At 50.3% G+C, this 19,197-nt stretch carries 19 protein-coding genes; 8 read left to right on the top strand and 11 right to left on the bottom strand.

Going from position 1 to position 19,197, the window contains the following annotated elements:
• Positions 1 to 231: 231 nt before the first annotated feature.
• Positions 232 to 633: a DUF3718 domain-containing protein gene (locus ABD028_RS05890; RefSeq protein WP_425542084.1), complete on the top strand. Its 402-nt coding sequence runs from the start codon at positions 232 to 234 to the stop codon at positions 631 to 633.
• A 117-nt stretch (positions 634 to 750) separates the two neighbouring features.
• On the opposite strand, the gene ABD028_RS05885 is transcribed toward ABD028_RS05890, so the two are convergent.
• Entirely contained in the window at positions 751 to 1,758 is a 1,008-nt protein-coding gene (locus ABD028_RS05885) for an ATP-dependent 6-phosphofructokinase (RefSeq protein ID WP_343842853.1), read from the bottom strand.
• Between the two features lie 155 nt (positions 1,759 to 1,913).
• Here ABD028_RS05885 and ABD028_RS05880 point away from each other — a divergent pair, with 155 nt between their 5' ends.
• The 3 genes from ABD028_RS05880 to ABD028_RS05870 all read left to right on the top strand — a co-directional run bounded on the left by ABD028_RS05880 (position 1,914) and on the right by ABD028_RS05870 (position 4,877).
• A complete protein-coding gene (locus ABD028_RS05880; RefSeq protein WP_343842850.1) occupies positions 1,914 to 2,753 on the top strand; it encodes a DUF6279 family lipoprotein in 840 nt (279 codons plus the stop codon).
• The gene (gene lhgO / locus ABD028_RS05875) at positions 2,753 to 3,952 is read left to right on the top strand and encodes an L-2-hydroxyglutarate oxidase (protein ID WP_343842847.1); all 1,200 of its coding nucleotides are present in this window, start codon (positions 2,753 to 2,755) and stop codon (positions 3,950 to 3,952) included. The genes ABD028_RS05880 and lhgO overlap by 1 nt, the downstream gene beginning before the upstream one ends.
• Positions 3,953 to 4,046: 94 nt before the next feature.
• The gene (locus ABD028_RS05870; protein WP_343842844.1) at positions 4,047 to 4,877 is read left to right on the top strand and encodes a pirin family protein; all 831 of its coding nucleotides are present in this window, start codon (positions 4,047 to 4,049) and stop codon (positions 4,875 to 4,877) included.
• 20 nt (positions 4,878 to 4,897) lie between these two features.
• On the opposite strand, the gene ABD028_RS05865 is transcribed toward ABD028_RS05870, so the two are convergent.
• Entirely contained in the window at positions 4,898 to 5,191 is a 294-nt protein-coding gene (locus tag ABD028_RS05865; RefSeq protein ID WP_102795024.1) for a hypothetical protein, read from the bottom strand.
• The gene (locus tag ABD028_RS05860) at positions 5,188 to 6,861 is read right to left on the bottom strand and encodes a response regulator (RefSeq protein ID WP_102795025.1); all 1,674 of its coding nucleotides are present in this window, start codon (positions 6,859 to 6,861) and stop codon (positions 5,188 to 5,190) included. Before ABD028_RS05860 ends, ABD028_RS05865 begins: the two co-directional genes overlap by 4 nt.
• Before the next feature lie 107 nt (positions 6,862 to 6,968).
• Here ABD028_RS05860 and ABD028_RS05855 point away from each other — a divergent pair, with 107 nt between their 5' ends.
• The 4 genes from ABD028_RS05855 to ABD028_RS05840 all read left to right on the top strand — a co-directional run bounded on the left by ABD028_RS05855 (position 6,969) and on the right by ABD028_RS05840 (position 11,904).
• Positions 6,969 to 7,433: a VC2046/SO_2500 family protein gene (locus tag ABD028_RS05855; protein WP_343842840.1), complete on the top strand. Its 465-nt coding sequence runs from the start codon at positions 6,969 to 6,971 to the stop codon at positions 7,431 to 7,433.
• 96 nt (positions 7,434 to 7,529) lie between these two features.
• Positions 7,530 to 8,492: a GlxA family transcriptional regulator gene (locus ABD028_RS05850; protein ID WP_343842837.1), complete on the top strand. Its 963-nt coding sequence runs from the start codon at positions 7,530 to 7,532 to the stop codon at positions 8,490 to 8,492.
• 251 nt (positions 8,493 to 8,743) lie between these two features.
• Positions 8,744 to 9,169 carry a nuclear transport factor 2 family protein gene (locus ABD028_RS05845; RefSeq protein WP_343842834.1) on the top strand — a complete coding sequence of 142 codons (426 nt, stop codon included), beginning with the start codon at positions 8,744 to 8,746 and terminating at the stop codon, positions 9,167 to 9,169.
• A gap of 179 nt (positions 9,170 to 9,348) precedes the next feature.
• Entirely contained in the window at positions 9,349 to 11,904 is a 2,556-nt protein-coding gene (locus tag ABD028_RS05840; protein WP_343842832.1) for a serine hydrolase, read from the top strand.
• A gap of 113 nt (positions 11,905 to 12,017) precedes the next feature.
• Here ABD028_RS05840 and ABD028_RS05835 read toward each other — a convergent pair whose 3' ends face one another.
• From ABD028_RS05835 to ABD028_RS05800, 8 genes are all read right to left on the bottom strand, one after another.
• Entirely contained in the window at positions 12,018 to 12,983 is a 966-nt protein-coding gene (locus tag ABD028_RS05835) for a D-cysteine desulfhydrase family protein (RefSeq protein ID WP_343842829.1), read from the bottom strand.
• Positions 12,980 to 13,750, bottom strand: coding sequence for a type I methionyl aminopeptidase (gene map, locus ABD028_RS05830; RefSeq protein ID WP_102795031.1), 771 nt, complete (start codon positions 13,748 to 13,750; stop codon positions 12,980 to 12,982). The genes ABD028_RS05835 and map overlap by 4 nt, the downstream gene beginning before the upstream one ends.
• Entirely contained in the window at positions 13,750 to 14,280 is a 531-nt protein-coding gene (locus ABD028_RS05825) for a mechanosensitive ion channel domain-containing protein (protein ID WP_102795032.1), read from the bottom strand. The genes map and ABD028_RS05825 overlap by 1 nt, the downstream gene beginning before the upstream one ends.
• A 10-nt stretch (positions 14,281 to 14,290) precedes the next feature.
• On the bottom strand, positions 14,291 to 15,034 hold the full coding sequence (locus tag ABD028_RS05820) for a TerC family protein (protein ID WP_343842824.1): 744 nt from the start codon (positions 15,032 to 15,034) through the stop codon (positions 14,291 to 14,293).
• A gap of 72 nt (positions 15,035 to 15,106) precedes the next feature.
• Complete coding sequence (locus ABD028_RS05815) at positions 15,107 to 15,430, bottom strand: YdbL family probable chaperone protein (RefSeq protein WP_102795034.1); 324 nt, start codon at positions 15,428 to 15,430, stop codon at positions 15,107 to 15,109.
• Positions 15,431 to 15,440: 10 nt separating this feature from the next.
• Complete coding sequence (locus ABD028_RS05810) at positions 15,441 to 15,668, bottom strand: YnbE family lipoprotein (RefSeq protein WP_172449231.1); 228 nt, start codon at positions 15,666 to 15,668, stop codon at positions 15,441 to 15,443.
• On the bottom strand, positions 15,631 to 18,084 hold the full coding sequence (locus ABD028_RS05805) for an intermembrane phospholipid transport YdbH family protein (protein WP_343842820.1): 2,454 nt from the start codon (positions 18,082 to 18,084) through the stop codon (positions 15,631 to 15,633). Before ABD028_RS05805 ends, ABD028_RS05810 begins: the two co-directional genes overlap by 38 nt.
• 63 nt (positions 18,085 to 18,147) lie before the next feature.
• Positions 18,148 to 19,197: an efflux RND transporter periplasmic adaptor subunit gene (locus ABD028_RS05800; protein ID WP_102795037.1), complete on the bottom strand. Its 1,050-nt coding sequence runs from the start codon at positions 19,195 to 19,197 to the stop codon at positions 18,148 to 18,150.

Here is a 19,197-nt window from a genome sequence, read left to right as displayed (position 1 = left end):
TCGTCTGTTCATCATACCGCTACCCATGCCGATCACGCGCTTTTTTACCTTTGCTCTATGTTTCACTTTTCCTCCATTAACCTTTTGTAATTCATTAGGTTAAGTGTCAAGTCATAGGTGTGGTTTGTTTGGTATTAAAACATATACATAGGTGTCAACCTGGTGATAGGTAAAAACCATGGGCCTCTGTATGATTCGCGCCGTCAAGATTTACAACATTTTTTTAAGAGGCTGTTATCCATGAAAAAATCTGCTGTTACCCTGTTCGGTTTGATGACTCTGGCTGTATCCCCACTGAGCTTTGCTGATATCAACGAAGATCTGCAAAACATCTGCACTATTGTAAAGAACGATGATAAGTCTGAGCTGCGCAAGAAAATCAAACAAGTACAGGATGATTACAACCTGCGTCTGGGTGACTACTACGACGGTATCAGCTGTGGTGGAAGCAGCCTGATCCGTTACTCGATGGAAAACAATGCAGCTGAAGTTGGCACCTTTATGATCAAGAAGATGAGCAAATCAGACCTGCAAAAAACCGAAAAAGACGGGATGGCTCTGCAGCAGTGGGCAGAAGCCAATGGCCATATGGCTGGTGCTATCGGTCAGGAGCTGATGTCACGTATCAGTTAATGCAGATAAATTGAGTAAAGCATTTGGGCGTCATTTGTCTGATGGTCTTGACGCCTCTTAAATCAGATAAATGACTTTGCCCAATTTTTCCCTTAGCCCCGCGAAAGCGGGGTTTTTTTATGGGTTATTGCTATTTTTTACCAAGTCAAAGGTTTCCTGCTGGATGTGCAGTAGATAAGGATCCAGGGCTTTGGCTTGGTTCCAGGTATCTTGAAAAGGTACTTCCACCATTTGCTGATTATGTTCGCCAATCATAATACCGGTTTTACCTGTACGTGCGGCTTCCACAGCATAAACACCTAACTTTGACGCCAGGATCCGATCAAGGCTGACCGGTGAACCCCCTCGTTGTACATGACCCAGAATAACCGGGCGGCAGTCGATACCGGTGCGCTGGTGCAGTTGGTCAGCTAAATCCATCACCCCTCCTGGCCAGATGTTTTCCGACACCACCATAATATAACTGCATTTGCCACGGATCTTCTGGGCAGTTTGAATATGCCCGGCCAGGCTGTCCAGGTCCGGTAAGTTGTCGGTGAAAAGCTCGGGCAGCAAAACCTGCTCTGCCCCGGAACAAACGGCTGCACTGAGGCCGATAAAGCCAGCGTGACGGCCCATGACTTCAATTAAAAATATTCGTTCAAAGGCATCGGCCGTATCCCGGACCCTGTCAATACTTTCCAGAGCCGTATCTATGGCTGTGTAGTAGCCTATGGTGGCATCAGTGCCATTAATGTCATTGTCAATGGTACCGGGCAGGCCCAGAATCTTGCCGGACCAGAATCGACCTAAATGCACAGCACCACGGAATGAGCCGTCCCCACCGATAATAATTAATGCATCTATCTCAAGGGCTGTAAGGTTGTCTGCGGCCTGGCGCCCGCCCTCGTCAGTGGTAAATGCCTGGCAACGGGCACTTTTTAAAATCGTACCGCCGCGCTGAATAATGTTGTTGACGTCGCTGCTTTGCAGAATTTGGTATTCCTGCTCAAGCAGTCCGTTAAATCCATGACGGTAGCCTATTACCTGAACGCCAAAGTAGTGGCTGGCCAGTACTACCGCTCGAATGGCGGCATTCATGCCTGGGGCATCGCCACCAGAAGTCAACACTGCTATGCGTTTCATCCCTTGTCCTTCTTTTCGCTGCGACACATGGCTAGCTTATACCCTGCCTTTGTAATTTTTCCACTGCTCAGTTTAAATTTCCGTAACAACTTGGTTATTGCCTAAGATCAAAGCCTTGTTACACTCGCTCAAAATGGCGTATCAGGGAATCTTGCATGGTCAGAATTTTTGCCGCGTTACTACTGGTTTTAACGCTTAGTGGTTGCTCAACTACCTTCGTATACAACAATCTTGACTGGTTGGTGCATTGGTATATAGACGATTATGTTGAACTCAATAAAGAACAAAAAAAGCAGTTTGACCATAAAATGCAGGACTGGTTGAAGTGGCACAGACACCAGCAATTGCCCAGATACCGCGATGACTTGGTGGCCCTGAAACAGCAGTTTGAACAGGGACAGATGACTCAAGCTCAGTGGCAGGAGTTTTTTTCCAGGGTGCGCGGCCATTGGTATTCGCTTATCAACCATCTTGGTCCGGATCTGGCCGAGCTATCTCTGCAGCTTAATGATCAACAGATAAAAGATATGTTCGCCGCTTTTGAAAAACAGCAAAAAGAGCGTGAAGAGGAGCGCAACGAGCTGGATGAACAGGAGCGTCTGGAAAAAAGCCGGGAAAACTTGCACGAAGACATGCAGGAGTGGACAGGCAGACTGAGCGCTGAGCAAAAGGCGCAACTCAATGAATGGGTCGAAGGGTTTGCACCAACCTATGAGTTAAGGCTTAAGTACCGCCGAAACTGGCAGCAGGCTGCAATGGACAGTCTGTTGGGGCGAGTGGATACGAAAGCGTGGCGGGATACTTTCACGCTTCTTCTGGTGCGTCCTCAGGATTACCAGTCCGACGCCTTGCGGGAAGCTGACCTGGCCAACCGCGAATATTATGCGCGTATGCTTGCTGAACTGACCCCAGGTCTGAGTGATAAACAGAAGCGTCATGTGTTGCGTGAAATGCAGCAACGTATTGATGATCTGAACGACTTGATTGAGCACTGATGTTGGGTAAAACCTATGACCTGATTGTTGTGGGGGCCGGTATCCTTGGTGCCGCCTGTGCCCGGCATTATTTGCAGTGCCATCCAGGTAAAAAAGTTCTGATAATAGAAAAGGAGTCAGCACCGGCACGCCATCAGACCGGACGCAATTCGGGGGTGGTGCATGCTGGCGTGTACTACGCTCCTGGTAGCCTCAAGGCCCAGTATTGTCGCGAAGGCTTAAGTGAAACGCTGGCCTTTTGCCAGGCTGAAGACATACCTTTGTTGCAGTGTGGTAAGTTGATTGTGGCCACCGATTCGCAAGAGGAAATTCGTCTACAGGCACTTTATCAACGCAGCCAGGACAACGGGTTGCATCCGCAGTGGATGAACGCCAATGCCTTGCGCCAAACCGAGCAGGCGATTAGTGGCAGGGCCGCCATTCTGGTCAGGGACACGGCCATCACTGACTATACCGCCATTACCCGGCGACTGTTGGAAAAAGCCATTAAGGCCGGGGCAGAAATTGAATACTCTGCGCAAGTCAGCGACATTCACGAAACAGCACATGAGGTGCAGGTGTCTTTGCATGATGGACGGCGACTGCTGGCTGAAAAGTTACTCAACTGCGCGGGATTGATGGCTGATCGTTTGATTCAGATGCAGGGCCTGAGCACGGATTTTCGCATTCTGCCGTTCAGGGGCGAATATTATCGTTTGCCTGACAAGTACAATGCATTGGTTAAACATCTTATCTACCCGGTTCCTGATCCACAGTTACCCTTTTTAGGCGTGCATCTGACCCGCATGATAGACGGCAGTGTGACGGTTGGCCCTAATGCGGTGCTGGCGCTGGCCAGAGAAGGCTATAGTTGGACGCATATCAACGTTAAAGACTGCTGGGAAAATCTCAGCTACAAGGGCTTTTGGCCGCTAGCCAGACAATACTGGCAGAGTGGCCTGAGCGAAGTGCGCCATTCTCTGTTTAAATCACAGTATTTGAAATTAGTGCAAAAGTACTGCCCGCAGATTCAACAGCATGATCTTCTGCCTTACCGTCATGGGGTGCGGGCTCAGGCGGTAACCGAAAGTGGCGAGCTGCTACATGACTTTCGCTTTGTGCACAGTGAGCGAACCCTGCATGTGGGCAATGCCCCCTCGCCAGCGGCGACATCGGCCATGCCTATTGCCCGGGCCGTGGTCAGCGAGTTTGGAAAATAATTCTATTTAATCGAATTTATCTTCGTATTTATTGCGCTTTATGTTCTCTTCCTTCGGTGGTTCAATCAGCACATCACTTTCCAGGAGCACAACCATGGCTAACAGACAGATTATCCAGACCCTAAGCGGCATTCGCACCCAGGATGGTGCTGGTGTGGCGCTGACAAGACTGATAGGACAACCCGCTTTGCCGCGCCTGGATCCTTTTTTAATGTTGGATGAGTTTGGCTCTGATCAGCCAAGTGACTATCTGGCCGGATTCCCGCCACACCCTCATCGGGGATTCCAAACTGTTACTTATATGCTGGCGGGTAAAATGGGTCACGCCGACTCTGTGGGGAATAAAGGCGTTATCGAGACTGGCGGCTTGCAGTGGATGAATGCTGGCAGAGGAATCATTCATGAAGAAATGCCACAGCAGACCCAGGGGTTAATGCGAGGCTTTCAATTATGGGTGAATTTGCCGGCCAGTGAGAAGATGTCGGCGCCGGGTTATCAGGATATTGCGGCTGATAAGGTTACCGAAGTTTCGCCACAACCGGGCATACTTATCCGGGTGTTGGCCGGAGAGCTGTTTGGCGCAACGGGTCCTGTCAGTACCCAGGCTGTTAAACCGCTGTTTGTGGATGTTCAGACACAACAAGGCGGTGAAATCGACATTCCATTGCCGCAGCATCACAACGCCTTTATTTACCCTTACGAGGGGCAATTAAGCGTTGGCGACAAGCTGCTGAAAAAAGGGCAACTTGCCGTATTGGGGCATGGGGAGAATCTTGGACTTAAGTTGGAAGCTGATACCAGACTCATTCTGGTGGCAGGCGAGCCTATCGGCGAACCTGTAGTGCAGTATGGGCCTTTTGTTATGAACACAGAGGCCGAAATCCAACAGGCTATCAGTGATTATCAACAAGGACGGCTGGCTTAGTACCAGCCTCTTCAATTAACCTATTGCTTTGATTCTTCAGGTTTCCTTGGCTCGCCAATGGCGCGCTCATCACCTTTACAGATAGTGTCGTATTGATCGCGATAGTATCGTAATTCCAGACAGGCTTCCTCATAGCGTTTTTTTGCTGTCAGCGCCTGCTGTGGATGCTCCTTATCCATCATCACCTTGCGCCACTCTGCGCACTGCTGTTCCTGTTGCTTCACTTCAAGAATTCGCTCGCAGGGATTGTCAGTGCTGGTACAACCTATTGCCAGACTGGCCAACAATGCGGGGATCAGTGTGTGCTTTTTCATCTGTGCTCCAGATAGCTTTTAACATTTTCTTTTATACTGTCAAACTTGCTTTGATGACTTTCCGGCAAACGCATGCCATCTACCATTCTGTAGGTTTGACGGCATTTCATCAGCAGTTGCTGGTCGGGCTTGGTCATTTTTTCCATCAATTTAAGCAAGCATTGCAGCAAGTTCAGTGCCACCCCGGTGTTCATGGGGGCCAGTTCCTGGGCCTGCAGAAATGACTGGTAGGCTGCCTCGTATTGACCTTCCGCATATTGCGAAATACCTGCTCTGTTGTGCTTATTGTAGTTCTCTCTGACCTCAGTTTGCCTGCGTTCAATATTACCAATTAAATATTGCAGATTGGGATCCACCGGCAGGTTGCTGCTTTTCAGTTCACTGAGCAGGCGATTCGCGTCTTCAAATTCCCCCAGATCGGTCATCAGGGTCAGGGAATCCGGTGCCAGTGCCATGGGATATTCCTCAAAGCGGCTGCGCAGTTCGAACTGTGTGGCATTTAAGGTGCGTTTGGCTTCCAGCAGCTTGCCGTCAATCAGGTTAATTCTGGCCCCAACCAGATCTTCAAATATATTGTAGTCAAAGCTTTCTCTGGTGCGGCTTAACAATTCATCGTTGCGGTTACGTTGCAACACCAGCATGGCTTCCTGATGATAACGGTTGCGCAGTTTCTTATCTTCGGCTTGTTCCGCAGCGTCCAATATGCTGCGTACATAGTTGCAAAGGTGCGTGACACTGCGATGAACCGACTTTTTGCTTTGCTCTAAAATGGCCTGGCAACAGTTTTTGGCTAACTCAAAGTCGCCGGCTAATCTGGCTATCTCACAGCCCAGGAACTGCCGGGTGAGAGAAAATGGGGCAATATTCAGGGCTGCTTGTATAGTTTTTAGTGCGTCATCCAACTCGTTTCGCTTAACCCGGCACTGGGCCATGATGTCCAGGCCTTCCACGGCATAGAGTTTCTGTGCGGCGACCCGGCTGGCAAGCAGCATGGCATCAGGAATATTACCAAGGTATAAATGCGTGCGTGCCAGGGCAATATTCACCCAGGGCAGGGGCTTTGCGTCGCTGATAGAGTTGAGTAACTGCAGGGCTTCTTCATTGCGGTTCTCCCGCCACAGTAAATCCAGCAGGATGGACAGACAGTATTTGCTATATCTGTTACCGGAACGGATGAGTTTGCGGCATTCCTCAATGGCAGCAACATTTTCACCGTCCATCACTTTCTGATAAACGTCTTTGAGCGTGTGCCGTTTGTGGTAGGCACGGGACAATCTGCTATGTAACTGCGATTGTGAAAACGGCTTGATAATGTAACCGTCAGGTTGTTTTTCAATGCTGCCTAACACCATTGGCCGGTCGCTGTCGGCACTGACCATCATATAGATGGTGGTGGATTTGATCAGCTTGCGTACCCGCAGTTCTTCCAACAACTGGTAGCCGTTTTTTTTGTCACTGCCAAGATGCAGATCGGAAATAATGATATCGAACTTCTCCTGGCGGCAGGCCGCCACGGCAGATTCACCGTTTTGCACCACGACAACAGAAGTGGCACCCAGGTTGTTCATTATGCCGCGCAACAGGATTAGAAAGGGTCGTTGATCATCAACGACTAATACGCGTTTATTATGGTAGGACAGGGTCGCCATCTTAGCCTGAGTTTCGTACATCCAATAGTTACTGCTCCAGCCATCTTCTTTGAATCACCGCCACAAAGCAAACTAAAGTTATGTGCTGCGTAAACGATAACCAAGTGTAGCCGGAAGGTGGGGAGAGTATGCGCAATATCGTCAACGATTTGGAGTTCAATGGTAAGCTAAGCCAGGCCGCCCGGCCGGGCCAGGGCCAGACCTTCAGTCTGCTGCTGAGTATGCTGCAACAAAATCTGCTTGAACGCCTGCAGATTGTCAGCGAGCCGTCTGCGGTGGCCTTGCCTGAGGCCACCGAAACCCTGACGGGGGCCCCCGCCTTTCCCCTTAAGGCAGATACCGAACATTGGCGACAGGCCGAGATTCAGGCGGCCTATTTTCAGCAACAACTGACTGATTCTGCGCGCCTTTGGCAATGTCTGCATCCAGGTCCTTTGTCATTGCACAATGACCCTGGCTATATCGACCCGGTTGTGATTGAAAATTGCGACTGGCATACCCGTCAGCGCCTCAGCGGAGCGCAACAAACCGACCTGGAGCCGGACGAAACCGCCTTGTTGGATATTCTTGATTCGCTTCATCAAGCCGCCTGAAATCTCATATTTTATGGCCGAATTTGCACTGTTCGTGTCCTTTCGGTCAATGCTGGGCATTGTTATAGTTGCTTAAAACCTCAGGTGGAGCAGCCAATGAAGCAAGTGGGTATTTTTATTTATGAGCAGGTGCAAGCCGTTGATTTAGCAGGTGCTTTAGATACCTTTGGGCAGGCTAATGAGGAGCTGAAAAAATTGGGGCGCCCGGCGTTTTATCAAATACATCTGCTGGGTTTGAATACGCAACCGGTCAGGGCCGAAAACGGTCTGAAACTGATGGCAGACGTCGCACTGAATGATTGTCCTGCACTGGATTATCTGGTGCTGCCCGGTGGCAGCGGTAACCAGCAACTACAGCAGAATCCTGTGTTTTTGCACTGGTTGTGCAGCCAGGATAGTCAGCTTGAAAAACTAATCAGCATTTGCACCGGGGCATTCTTACTGGCCGCCAGTGGTCTGGTGAATGGCAAAACCTTGTCTACTCACTGGCGCTTTGCTCAGCAATTGCAGGACGCCTTTCCTGCCGTGCAGGTTAATGCCGAGGCCTTGTATCACAAAGAGGATAAATACTATTCCTCAGGCGGCATGACGGCGGGCATTGATTTGTGCCTGGCGATATTGGAAGAAGATCTGGGGCTACATCTGGCCCAAACCGTTGCCCAGGAGCTGGTCATGTACCTGCGCCGCAGTGGCAATCAGACCCAGTATTCACGACCACTGACGGTGCAGGCCAGCGAGGAAACCCGTTTTATTCAGCTACAACAATGGGTGCTCGACAACTTACACCGTCCCATCGGCCTGGCACAAATGGCAGATAAGGCCTGTCTGAGTGAGCGGCATTTCAGGCGTATTTTTACTCAGCGATTTGGCCTTTCTCCCAGCCGTTACCTTGAGCAGTTGCGTCTGGATCGGGCGCGCAGTCTGTTGCTGTGTGACGGTTATAGTCTGGAGCGGGTGTGTCAGGAATGCGGATTTAGCGGTGCCAATAGCTTTGGTCGTTTGTTCAAGTTACGCTTTGGTTTTACGCCTATGGATTACCGGGTGCATTTTGGCGGCTAGTCGGCAGATCATCGTATTTGATGGGGTATGCAATCTGTGTCATGGCGCAGTGAATTTTATCATCGCCAGAGATCCTAAGGCTGTGTTTTAATTTGCCGCCATGCAAGGGGTAACGGGCCAGCATTTGTTACACGAATTTGGTCAGAATACGCATGCACCTGACAGCTTTTTACTGGTGCAGGATCATCACTGCCTGACCATGAGTGATGCGGATATTTCCCATCGGTTTTTACCTTGGCTGAGGGACTGATATGTATATAAAGCGACTGGTTTTGCTGGTGACGCTGCTATTTTGTGGCTTGTTGCATGGGCAGGAAAACATCAGAACAGTTGAAAAATTCATAGATGCATTTAACCGTCATGATGTGAATGCCATGTTGGCGATGACTACCCCTGATATACATTGGATGAGTATCTCCGCACAGCAACTTTCAATTGAAACCTCAACTCAGGCGCAACTTCGCGACGCTATGACAAGTTATTTTGAAAGTGTACCCAGTGCCCGTTCCAGGCTTCGCTCAATCGACAGCAGTGGTGCATTTGTCTATACCCTCGAAGAAGCAACGTGGCTGTCAAGGGACGAGCAGAAAAGCCAATGCAGTATTGCGGTCTATGAATTTAACGAACAGAAAATCCGCCATGTCTGGTATTTCCCTGCGCATAGCTGCGGCAAATAACCTTAACTCCCAACCTGTAACTAAAAGTTAGTTCGATTACCCATGCCTTGGTGTGACTGAAAATCCCGGTTACAAGCACAACTATCGACATTCCCATACAACTTTGCCACAAGCCTGAACGGATTTCAGGCTGTCCCCTTGGCATGCTATTGGCCACATCACCAACAAAAGGATTGAGTATGTTACGACTATTTTGTTTATCGGCCATTGCTCTGGGAATAGCTGGTTGCGGCTCAGACAATAAGAAACCCGTTATACCGGTTGAACCGACAGTGTATCAGCAAGCGCAAGGAGCTTGGGTACAAAAAGGGTATGGCCGCTATTTGCAGGCGGACAGCCAGGGAGTGCGCATTTTTGAAGCCAATCAGGCCGGTTGCCTGCCGTTGATGAATGTACCAATGGCACAAGCCGATAGCACTTTTGGTGACTTCTCGTTGCCCGGTGCCAATCGTCTGGAGTTCGATCTCATTGAGTATGGCCCTTACTACCGCTTTGTATTTGAACGGGTCGATACCTTACCTTCGGTATGTGTGGATGGCACAGACGAAAGCCAGGACCCGGTAGCGAACTTCGAATACTTCTGGCATAAGTTTAATGAACTTTATGCTTTTTTTGCTTTGCGTGAAGTGGACTGGCAAGCCATGTATGACAGGCATCGCCCGCTTGTTAATGCGTCCACCACGGATGAACAACTGTTCGATATCTTTACCCAAATGCTTGAGCCTCTGAAGGACGGCCATGTAGTGCTGTCTGCACAAACCCTGGACAGGGAATATTCACCCAACAGTAAAACAGGCCAGTTGTTTAAACAAATTGAGCAGGCGCAGGTTAGTGCCTTTATGGATGACCCCAGTATTAGTGAAGCGCAACTGGACGCGTTGCAGGAACTCTACATTAACGAATACATACAGCGCATTCGTAGCTATATCGTCGCCGATAGTGGTGGTGAGCTGGGCGACTCTGGTTTACCTGGCATGATTTGGGGGAAAACCGCACAGAATGTCGCCATACTGGTGGTGACCCGAATGTACGGGTTTAGTGGTAAAGGTGCCCCTGAAGACCTGGCGGTACTGGATGAAATCATGCCTGAAATCATGGCAGATTTGGTTGACACTAAGGGCATGATCGTCGATATTCGCCTGAATGACGGCGGATTTGATCCGCTGGGACTAAAGATTGCCTCTTACCTGACCAATGAACGGCGACTCGCCTTTACCAAACAGGCCAGAAACAAGCATGGAAACTCGCCAGTCGGTGAGTTCTTTATCGAGCCGGATGGCGACATATTCTACAATAAACCGGTTTATCTGCTTGTCAGTGAAGATACCGTCAGCGCTGGCGAAACCTTCACCCTGGCCATGTCGGCTCTGCCTCAGGTGACCTTAGTCGGACAATCAACCTGGGGCGGGTTGTCAGACAAATTACCCGGAAGTTTACCTAATGGCTGGGACGCTGAGCTTTCTCATGAATTTTATTGGGATCACCTTGGCCGCCATTTTGAAAAGAGCGGTATCCCGCCCCATGTGTATCTGCCAACTTACAGTCTTTCCGGTGCGCAGTTTGGCCGCTTCAGTAGTTACGATTATGTACTGACACAACTGGGTGGAAAACTGGCACCAGCGAGCAGTGAAAGCGAGTTGGATAACAATATTGAGACCATACTGGCCGACGCTAACCTGGTGGGCGCCAGTATTGCGGCAATCAAACAGGGGCAAATTGTTTGGCAGGGTAACTATGGTCAGGCTGATGACAGCGGCCGGCCTGTGACACTGGATACGCCATTTAAGCTGGCTTCAGTGAGTAAGACCTTTCTCGGGACGGCACTGGCTCATGCCCAGCACGAGCTGGAACTGGACTTATCTGCACCGGTGCAAAACTGGTTGGACTTTCCATTGCAAGGCGCATCACAACAGGCCAGTTTCGCGCATCTGGCCAGCCACACTTCCGGTACAACGGATGCCTCCTATCTGTGTGCTTATTACGCGCTGGATGACAGTCGCTCTTTATACAACGAGCTTTATGTCAGCGACAGCTGTCCGGACCCGGTAGAAACCGATTTGGGAAGATTTTTAAAAAGCTACCTTGTTCCCGGAGGAGTGTTGTATCAGCAGGATAACTATCTGCAACACCCGACTTTTGAGCCTGGCATGTTCAGTGAGTACAGTAACTTGGCAACCGGATTGGCATCCTATGCCTTTGGACGCTTTTTAAACCAACAGGGCTATGTGGACTATTTTGATTATACTCAGCATCGTTTGTTCACGCCGTTAGGCATGCATAATACCAGTTGGGATCCGGCTTTGCCTGATCAGGCGACGCTTTATGCTGATCTGGATGGCGACGGTGTGAATGAGCCTATTCCACAGTATAGCGGTGTGACCAGTGCCGATGGCGAGTTGCGCTCATCTGCACGGGATCTTAGTCGTTATCTCGATGCTATGATGCATCAGGGCAAACTGGGGGATCAGCAGGTACTGAATGCCAATGCAGTGAAATCAGCACTAACAGATAACCCGGCTTTGTTTGGGCAACACGGTTTATTCTGGGAAGTGGACGGCAGCTACATACGCCATAGTGGCGGCGACCCTGGGGTATCAACAGAAATCATCGGTGATTTACAAAACGATATTGCCCTGGTGATTTTAACCACCGGCGGTGATCTTGAAGGTGATGCCTCTGCCCAGGCATTAGTGACCATTGAACAGGCCGTATGGCAGTATTTGTTGGGTTTGTGAAGCCGCAAGAGCATACAAAGGGAGTCGCGTTTATTCGCGCTCCCTTACAATAATCACCAGCACACCGCTATGTTAGCAAACACAGCAGGTCGAACTTCAGTTCGACCAAACGGCTAAAGTGCATCGGCGTAAGCGAATAGGGCAGGTGCCCCACCGGTATGCCAGAACAACACTTTATCCTCTGCGTGGAAGTACCCTTTGTTAATTAAATCCAGCAATCCCGCCATGGCGCGTCCTGTGTAAACCGGGTCCAGCAATATGGCTTCATTTTTCGCTAAGGTGGTAATGGCCTGACGTTCAGCATCACCAATGACCGCATAGCCGCCCCCCAGATAATCCTCACTTAACAACACATCCTCTTTGCTAAAAGCTTCCAGGGCCAAATCTGCAGCGACTTCGTTAGCCAGATTCAAGACCTTGTCAGCAAATGGCTGGTCCGGAGCGTCCAGTTTATCAATGCGAATACCCAGCACCTGAGCAGTTAAGCCTACCAACCGGGCGCCAGCCAAAATCCCGGCGTGGGTGCCGCCAGACGCGGAAGCAAAGACAATATGGGTAAAACGGGTTTCGCTCTGTTTTACCAACTCCAGCACGGCATTGGCATAGCCCAGGGCACCCAGCAAATTGGAACCGCCGTAAGGCACGACATAAGGCTTTTTGCCCTGAGCCTGAAGTTTTTCCACCAACAACGGAATATCTTCACCTTTACGATGATCACCTGCCCAATGAATTTGGGCGCCCAGCAATTTATCCAGCAGCAGATTGCCGTTACAGGAGCCAGGCTCATGACCGCCTAGCACCAGATGACATTCCAGCTCCAGCATCGCTGCCGCGGCGGCGGTTTGTCGGCAGTGATTGGACTGAATGGCGCCTGCTGTGATAATGCAATCCGCACCTTGTTGCAGCGCTTCAAACAGCATGTACTCCAGCTTGCGGGTCTTATTGCCGCCCAGCGCCAGACCGGTAAGATCATCACGCTTGATCCAAAGTTCAGGCCCGCCTAACTTGTCAGACAGATTCTGCATGGGCTGAAGTGGGGTAGGCAGGGTGGCCAGTTCCAGCCGGTTTTCCAGACTCATGGTTGTTCCTCCGCTCGCAAGGTTAGTATTTCCACGCCGCTGTCTGTGACGGCGACAGTATGCTCCCACTGGGCAGACAACTTGCCGTCACGGGTCACCACCGTCCAGCCATCTTTTTTGGTTTTGGTGCGATAACCGCCCTGATTGATCATCGGCTCAATGGTAAAGGTCATGCCCGGCACCAATTCAACCCCGGTTCCAGGCTCGCCATAATGCAGCACCTGTGGTCCTTCATGCATTTCTTCGCCAATGCCATGGCCACAATAGTCCCGCACCACGGAATAACCTGCCGCTTCGGCTGTTTTCTGAATGGCGTGACCGACGTCACCCAGAGTCGCACCGGGTTTGACAGTGTGAATACCGGCCCACATGGCCTGATAGGTGGTTTCCACCAAACGCTTTGCCAATGGGGTAACCTGACCAATCATATACATCTTACTGGAATCGGCCACAAAACCATTTTTCTCCAGGGTGATATCCAGATTAACAATGTCGCCCTTTTTCAGCTTCTGCGTGGCCTTGGGCATACCATGGCAAACGACCTCATTGATAGAGCAGTTCAGAACATAGGGATAGTCATACTGGCCTTTACTGGCCGGGCGTGCCTTTAGTTCATTAATAATAAAGTCTTCGACTTTATTGTTGATGTCCATGGTACTGATCCCGGCCTGCACATAATCATCCAGCATCGCAAATACGCCCGCCAGAAGCTGGCCTGAGTGGCGCATCAGTTCAAGTTGTTCCGGGGTTTTCAGAACGATTGACATTAATCAGACTCCAGTTGCTCGGCTTTTTGCGGTAAAGATTTGGCGTGTTCGGGCAGTTTAATCACCGGGGTTTGTAAAATCAGGCTGTTGGGGTAGGTAATCAGCTCACCCTGGTCGCGGCGAATCAGTACATGAAAGGTGGTAATTTCCTCAATTACGCCCGACATATCAAAATCTTTATTGACGATCATAATGCGGTCGCCAACCCGATAGGGGAAATTGAAGAAGATCAGAATGCCGGCGGTGATATTGGCCAGAATCGACCACTGGGCAACCAGCGCCACGCCCAGGATGGCGAAGGTGGAGGATAAAAACACCATCAGATTGGCATAATCAATGCCCATGGTCACCAACGCTGCAAACAGGAACACCGCCAGATGAGCGGTGTTCAGAAACTTCTTAATCATGGCCTTGCGGGTCAGTGGGGCATCTTTCATTTCCACCACTTTTTGGATAAATAACTGAATACCGGCGCGGCTGACAAAAAACAGCACCAGTAACAACAACAGTATTAAAAATTTGGTTTGCATCGGCTTCCCGTTAGCTGATTGATTTATTAAGTTTTACTTTGTTAGCCTGCTGGCGCTTGCGTATCCGAATATTCAGCACTTCCACTGCCACCGAAAATGCCATGGCGAAGTAGATATACCCTTTTGGCACATGCACATCGAATCCTTCGATAACCAGGGTAAAGCCCACCATTATCAGGAAAGAGAGTGCCAGCATTTTAATGGTGGGGTGGGCGTCGACAAACTCACCGATGGATTTGGCAGCAAACAACATGACCAAAACCGAGGCCACCACGGCAATCACCATAATGGACAGGTGAGACACCAGGCCCACGGCGGTGATCACCGAGTCCAGCGAAAACACCAGATCCAAAATGGCAATTTGTACCAAAATGGCGCCAAAACTGGCAGCGGCACTGCCTTGTCCCTCTTGTGCATCCCCTTCCAGACTGTTGTGAATTTCATGGGTGGATTTTGCCAGCAGGAACAGGCCACCTAAAATTAAAATCACATCCCGTCCGGAAATCTCATTGCCCAGAACACTGAACCAGGCGTCGGTCAGGCCCATCACCCAGGTAATGGAAAACAGCAACGCCAGGCGGGTCAGCATTGCCAGGGCGATGCCCAGCTTACGTGCTTTGTCTCGTTGCTCTGGGGGTAATCTGCCGACCAGAATGGAAATAAAAATGATATTGTCGATGCCAAGGACGATTTCCAGGGCCATCAGGGTGCCCAGGGCAATCCAGGCTTCGGGGCTGGCGATCCATTCAAACATAGTGGCTCCTGCAAAAAAACACGGCCAGTATAACTGGCCGGGCTGACTTGGCGTTAGGAAAAATGTGTTGGATTATTTCTTAACCCATTGACCATCAAGCAATATGTAATGCCCAGGTTGAGTTTTTTCAACGGCTTTTTTACCGGCCAGGGCTTCCACTTGTGAAAGGGCAATGCCATTTTTTTGCGCCAGCTCCTGATACTTGGCTTTGCGTTTGCTGTTGACATCCTGCACCAGCTCAGGCACTTGCGGGGCACTTTTGACTATCCCCAGGTAGCCGTCGGTTTGTTCACCCACCAGGCCCTTGTCTTTAGCTTCGTCCAGTTCTATCGCCAGGGCTGGCAAGCTCAGCAACAGGGGCAGCGCGAACAGGGCAGATAATAGTCTGTTTTTCATCAGAATCTCCTTAGAATAATTCGCTGTCTTCGCTGAACAGGCTGTCCAGCTCTTTATCAACCTTAACGCGGATCTCATGGTCGACCTTGACATTAAGATTGATGGTAATAGGTTCCTTGGTTTCCACCTGTACCCTGTGGGTGCAGGCGCCAAGTGATAGCAAGGCTGACAGTAACAATAGGCTTCTCACAGCGTTTTCCTCATTTGACTTTTTCTTGCACTTTTTTCTGTACCTCATCCCCTAACTGCAGGGCCCTTAACAGGGTAAAGAGGTTCTCTTCATGGGTATAGTTAAAATTTACATCCTGTTTCTTGCCAGGATTGTGGCCCTTTATCTTCATATCTAAAAGTAACCAACCATCAGGTTTCAGGTTCACTGTACTGGTCAGTGACGAAATATCCATGTTCTTCAATGCCGATAAACTGGGGGCCAGGTTGGGCTGACTGGCCAGCAGGCTGTCAAAGGCTGCATTGTCATAAATCAGCAATTTAGCTGGACCTTCGTTATATAACTTGCCGTCTTTTACTTCTACCAGTTTGCCATCCAGTTTGATGGGGACATCAGCTCCCACCTTGCCACGCACTTCTATGCCTGAATCTTTGCCCAACTTAGCCAGTTCACCGGCATCAAGATGGCGTAGCGCCAGGGTCATTTGCTGTGGCTTGTTATCCAGGCGCAGCTGCGGCAGGGAAAATTCGCCACTTAGCAATTTGCCATTTAATCCGCTTAGCACCGGCCCTTTGGCATCTGTGCCAAGTTGGGCGCTGATATCTGTAATGGGCAGGCCTACATTTACCGACTTGATGCTCAGAGTAGCGGGGGCCAGATGAAGGTTACCTGAATACCAACTGATGTCGCTGTTAACACTGATATCTTCAACCTGATAGTCCTGATAGCTAAGTGATAAGGTTGAAACGTCAATATTGGCATTCAGTTTACCTGTGTCCAGCGCATACTCGGCGCTGGCGGCCAATTGACCGGCCGTCAAGGCCAATTGTGGCAGCAGCGGTTTAAGCAACGGGGTGAATTTATTGCTGCTTTGCGCAGGCAGGGTCAGATTAAACCTGTTCTGCTCCTGATTAACCTGGCCATGCAGACCCGAAGGCAGTTGCCATTGATGTACTGAGCGGCCCTGCAACGGCTCGCTCAAAGGCATGAACAATTCATGTTTGAAAGCCAACTCATTAAGCTGCCATTTTTGGACATCCAGTTTTTTCAGTTTAGTGTTACCAAGGATTGTGACCAGCCCTTGCTGAACATTGAACTGATGCTGGTGCATCAGGCCAGTAATTTTGCCATCTGCGCTTGCCAGATTATCCAGACTCAAATCCGTTTTGCCTGTGACATTTTTGAGATCTTGTGATGCCAGACTAATTGTGGTTTTTATTGCGCCCAGCCGGATATCTTTATTCAAAGCCTGTGCCGCCTTAACCTTCAGTTCGGCCTGTAGGCCCGCCTTGCTATCCAGCGTGAATTGGCTGTTGAGCTGAAGCTTGTCGGCCTGCCAATCCTCGACACGCCAACTATCTGCACTCAGTTGCCATTCCTGTCCTGACAGCTGATAGTCTGGTACCTGGCTATCCACGCTCAGGTGAATTTGCCCAATACCCTGCAGGGCCAGCGGGAACCACTGTTCTGAGGGCTGGGCCGGTACCAGTATGCTGTTAAGCTGATAACTGGCGGTCAGCGGCTTATCTGTCTGCCAATCAATATGATTTAACGTCAGCAGGCCCTGCGTTTTACCGGTGAATTGCACCTCTGCACTGGCAAGCTTCAGGCTTTGCAGGTTAACTTTGGCGATGTCTGGCAAGTTAATTGTTATTTGTGCAGGCTTATACAGTTCTGCCGCTGGATTGGGTATTGGGCAGTGCTGTAAATTCAGCTTAATTGGCAGGGCACTGAGGTCCATATCAGCTTGCAGCATCGTGGTATCCAGGCGTAAGGCCAGTTCACCCGTTACAGCAATTGGCATCTGACATTCCAACGCCTCTAAAAGGTAGGAGAACTGCGTTGCTATTTGGTTGGTGGCAACCAGGTTCTGGCCATCAAAACTGGCTTGTGTGTGTATGGGACTGTCGAGCAGCGCTGCGGGAAGCGCTTCTGGTAAGCGTAAATAGTTGGCTAAATCTGCCAGTCTCCAATTCAGTTGTAACTCGGCTTGGTTGTCTTTAAGGGCAATATCTGCCTGCCATGGGCCGTTTAATTGCAGATTGCCCTGTTGATAGCGAACGGCCATTTCCAAAGGTTGGCGAAGCAACGGGCTTTGCAGTTGTAACTTATCGATGCTAATCGCTGGCAAGTCAGGGAGCTGCCAGCTGACAGGTTGATTTTCCTTACTGTGGGTGGCGGCATTGTCTGGCTGGTGCACAAGTTGCAGGCTGGCCACCTGCAACTGAGACAAATCGAATAGTGCATTTGCCGCTTCGGCGCTAAAGCCCGGACCTTGAACACATACACTGCGGGCCGAAACCTGCCAATCCAGATTGGTTTGCAGGTGTAAATCCCATTGCAGGCAGCTTAGCTGTACTTTATGGGGGGCCAGATAGTGATTGGCCAGCTGTAAGGCCAAAGGCTGGCGAAACCACCAAAGTCCCGCCACACAGACAAGCAGTGCCAATAATGTCCAGACAACAACATTCAGCGCCGTTTTCATCAAGTCCCTGTTTTACTGCGCACAAAGGCCATTAGCTTAGCGCAAAATAGCCAGCCTTGAGAATCAGGATTGGGTGATTTGCACCTGCTGTCCGTCGCGCAGGCGCTCTGCGCCGCGTATGGCTACTTTATCCCCGGCTTTTAGTTGCCCCTGTTTGATACTGACCCATTCTTTCTGGCCCTGACCAACTTCGATCTTTTCCCGGTGCGCACGGTTTTCTTTATCGATACGCACCACATAAGTGCCATCCCGACGCAGGATCAGGGCGTCGCGGTGCACGGTAAGGGCCAGGCTGGGTGATTGTATGGGGACGGTGGCGGTCACCAGTTGTCCGGCGGTCCAGGTTTCACTGGCTTGTTCCGGTAAACTGACGCGTAACTCAAAGGACTGCGATTGCATATCAGCAGCGGGAATAATGGCCTTAACCCAGGCTTCCACCTGTTGTTCACCGGCTTTGAGCACAATCGACTTACTCTGGCGCAAAAATGCCAGGTATTTAACCGGTACAAAAATACGCGCTTCCAGGTTTTCGGTATCCAGCATGGTCACCAGTTCTTCGCTGCGATTGACATCACCACCGGCTTCACGCAGCCTGTCTGTGACTACCCCCTGAAAAGGCGCGGGTACTTTAGTGCGGGACAACTGATCGTCAATCTGCGCCAGGCGTAGTTTAGCAATTTCCAGGTCAGCCTGAGCCAATTCGAACTGGGACTGAGTTTGATCCAATTGAAAGGCCGACGCGCTATTAGTCTGACGTAGCTCCTGGAGACGCTGCAGTTCACGCTGCAGGTAATGCAGATTAATTGTGGCGCGTTTGATTTGCGCTTGTTGTTCGGCCTGTTGCAAGCGTAAGGGCAGGGGATCGATCTGCGCGACCGTTTCGCCCTTGGCCAATACGCTGCCAGGCTCTGCCACCCATTCCAGACGTCCCGCCACACCGGCGGTCAGTTTGACATTGTGGCGGCTGAAAATACTACCAACCAATTCCACGGTTGGAGCAAACTCACTTTGCTTAACCTCATCAACCCTGACCGGGCTCGGTGGTGGCTCATTAGCGAAGGCGCCTTGGCAGCTCAGCAGGACAAGGGTAACTAAGGTGGACTGGAATTTCAT

Origin of the sequence: Bowmanella denitrificans (assembly GCF_039522935.1) — a bacterium.
In the GTDB taxonomy this organism is placed as follows: Bacteria; Pseudomonadota; Gammaproteobacteria; order Enterobacterales; family Alteromonadaceae; genus Bowmanella; species Bowmanella denitrificans.
The sequence above is the reverse complement of the archived record's forward strand: the minus strand, read 5'-3'. Positions and strand labels throughout refer to the sequence as shown.

What these genes read in the sequence shown, in the direction of transcription:
- ABD028_RS05885 (WP_343842853.1), bottom strand. Translation starts at nt 1,758, where the DNA reads ATGAAACGCATAGCAGTGTTGACTTCTGGTGGCGATGCCCCAGGCATG.
- ABD028_RS05880 (WP_343842850.1), top strand. Translation starts at nt 1,914, where the DNA reads ATGGTCAGAATTTTTGCCGCGTTACTACTGGTTTTAACGCTTAGTGGT.
- lhgO (WP_343842847.1), top strand. Translation starts at nt 2,753, where the DNA reads ATGTTGGGTAAAACCTATGACCTGATTGTTGTGGGGGCCGGTATCCTT.
- ABD028_RS05870 (WP_343842844.1), top strand. Translation starts at nt 4,047, where the DNA reads ATGGCTAACAGACAGATTATCCAGACCCTAAGCGGCATTCGCACCCAG.
- ABD028_RS05865 (WP_102795024.1), bottom strand. Translation starts at nt 5,191, where the DNA reads ATGAAAAAGCACACACTGATCCCCGCATTGTTGGCCAGTCTGGCAATA.
- ABD028_RS05860 (WP_102795025.1), bottom strand. Translation starts at nt 6,861, where the DNA reads ATGTACGAAACTCAGGCTAAGATGGCGACCCTGTCCTACCATAATAAA.
- ABD028_RS05855 (WP_343842840.1), top strand. Translation starts at nt 6,969, where the DNA reads ATGCGCAATATCGTCAACGATTTGGAGTTCAATGGTAAGCTAAGCCAG.
- ABD028_RS05850 (WP_343842837.1), top strand. Translation starts at nt 7,530, where the DNA reads ATGAAGCAAGTGGGTATTTTTATTTATGAGCAGGTGCAAGCCGTTGAT.
- ABD028_RS05845 (WP_343842834.1), top strand. Translation starts at nt 8,744, where the DNA reads ATGTATATAAAGCGACTGGTTTTGCTGGTGACGCTGCTATTTTGTGGC.
- ABD028_RS05840 (WP_343842832.1), top strand. Translation starts at nt 9,349, where the DNA reads ATGTTACGACTATTTTGTTTATCGGCCATTGCTCTGGGAATAGCTGGT.
- ABD028_RS05835 (WP_343842829.1), bottom strand. Translation starts at nt 12,983, where the DNA reads ATGAGTCTGGAAAACCGGCTGGAACTGGCCACCCTGCCTACCCCACTT.
- map (WP_102795031.1), bottom strand. Translation starts at nt 13,750, where the DNA reads ATGTCAATCGTTCTGAAAACCCCGGAACAACTTGAACTGATGCGCCAC.
- ABD028_RS05825 (WP_102795032.1), bottom strand. Translation starts at nt 14,280, where the DNA reads ATGCAAACCAAATTTTTAATACTGTTGTTGTTACTGGTGCTGTTTTTT.
- ABD028_RS05820 (WP_343842824.1), bottom strand. Translation starts at nt 15,034, where the DNA reads ATGTTTGAATGGATCGCCAGCCCCGAAGCCTGGATTGCCCTGGGCACC.
- ABD028_RS05815 (WP_102795034.1), bottom strand. Translation starts at nt 15,430, where the DNA reads ATGAAAAACAGACTATTATCTGCCCTGTTCGCGCTGCCCCTGTTGCTG.
- ABD028_RS05810 (WP_172449231.1), bottom strand. Translation starts at nt 15,668, where the DNA reads ATGAGGTACAGAAAAAAGTGCAAGAAAAAGTCAAATGAGGAAAACGCT.
- ABD028_RS05805 (WP_343842820.1), bottom strand. Translation starts at nt 18,084, where the DNA reads ATGAAAACGGCGCTGAATGTTGTTGTCTGGACATTATTGGCACTGCTT.
- ABD028_RS05800 (WP_102795037.1), bottom strand. Translation starts at nt 19,197, where the DNA reads ATGAAATTCCAGTCCACCTTAGTTACCCTTGTCCTGCTGAGCTGCCAA.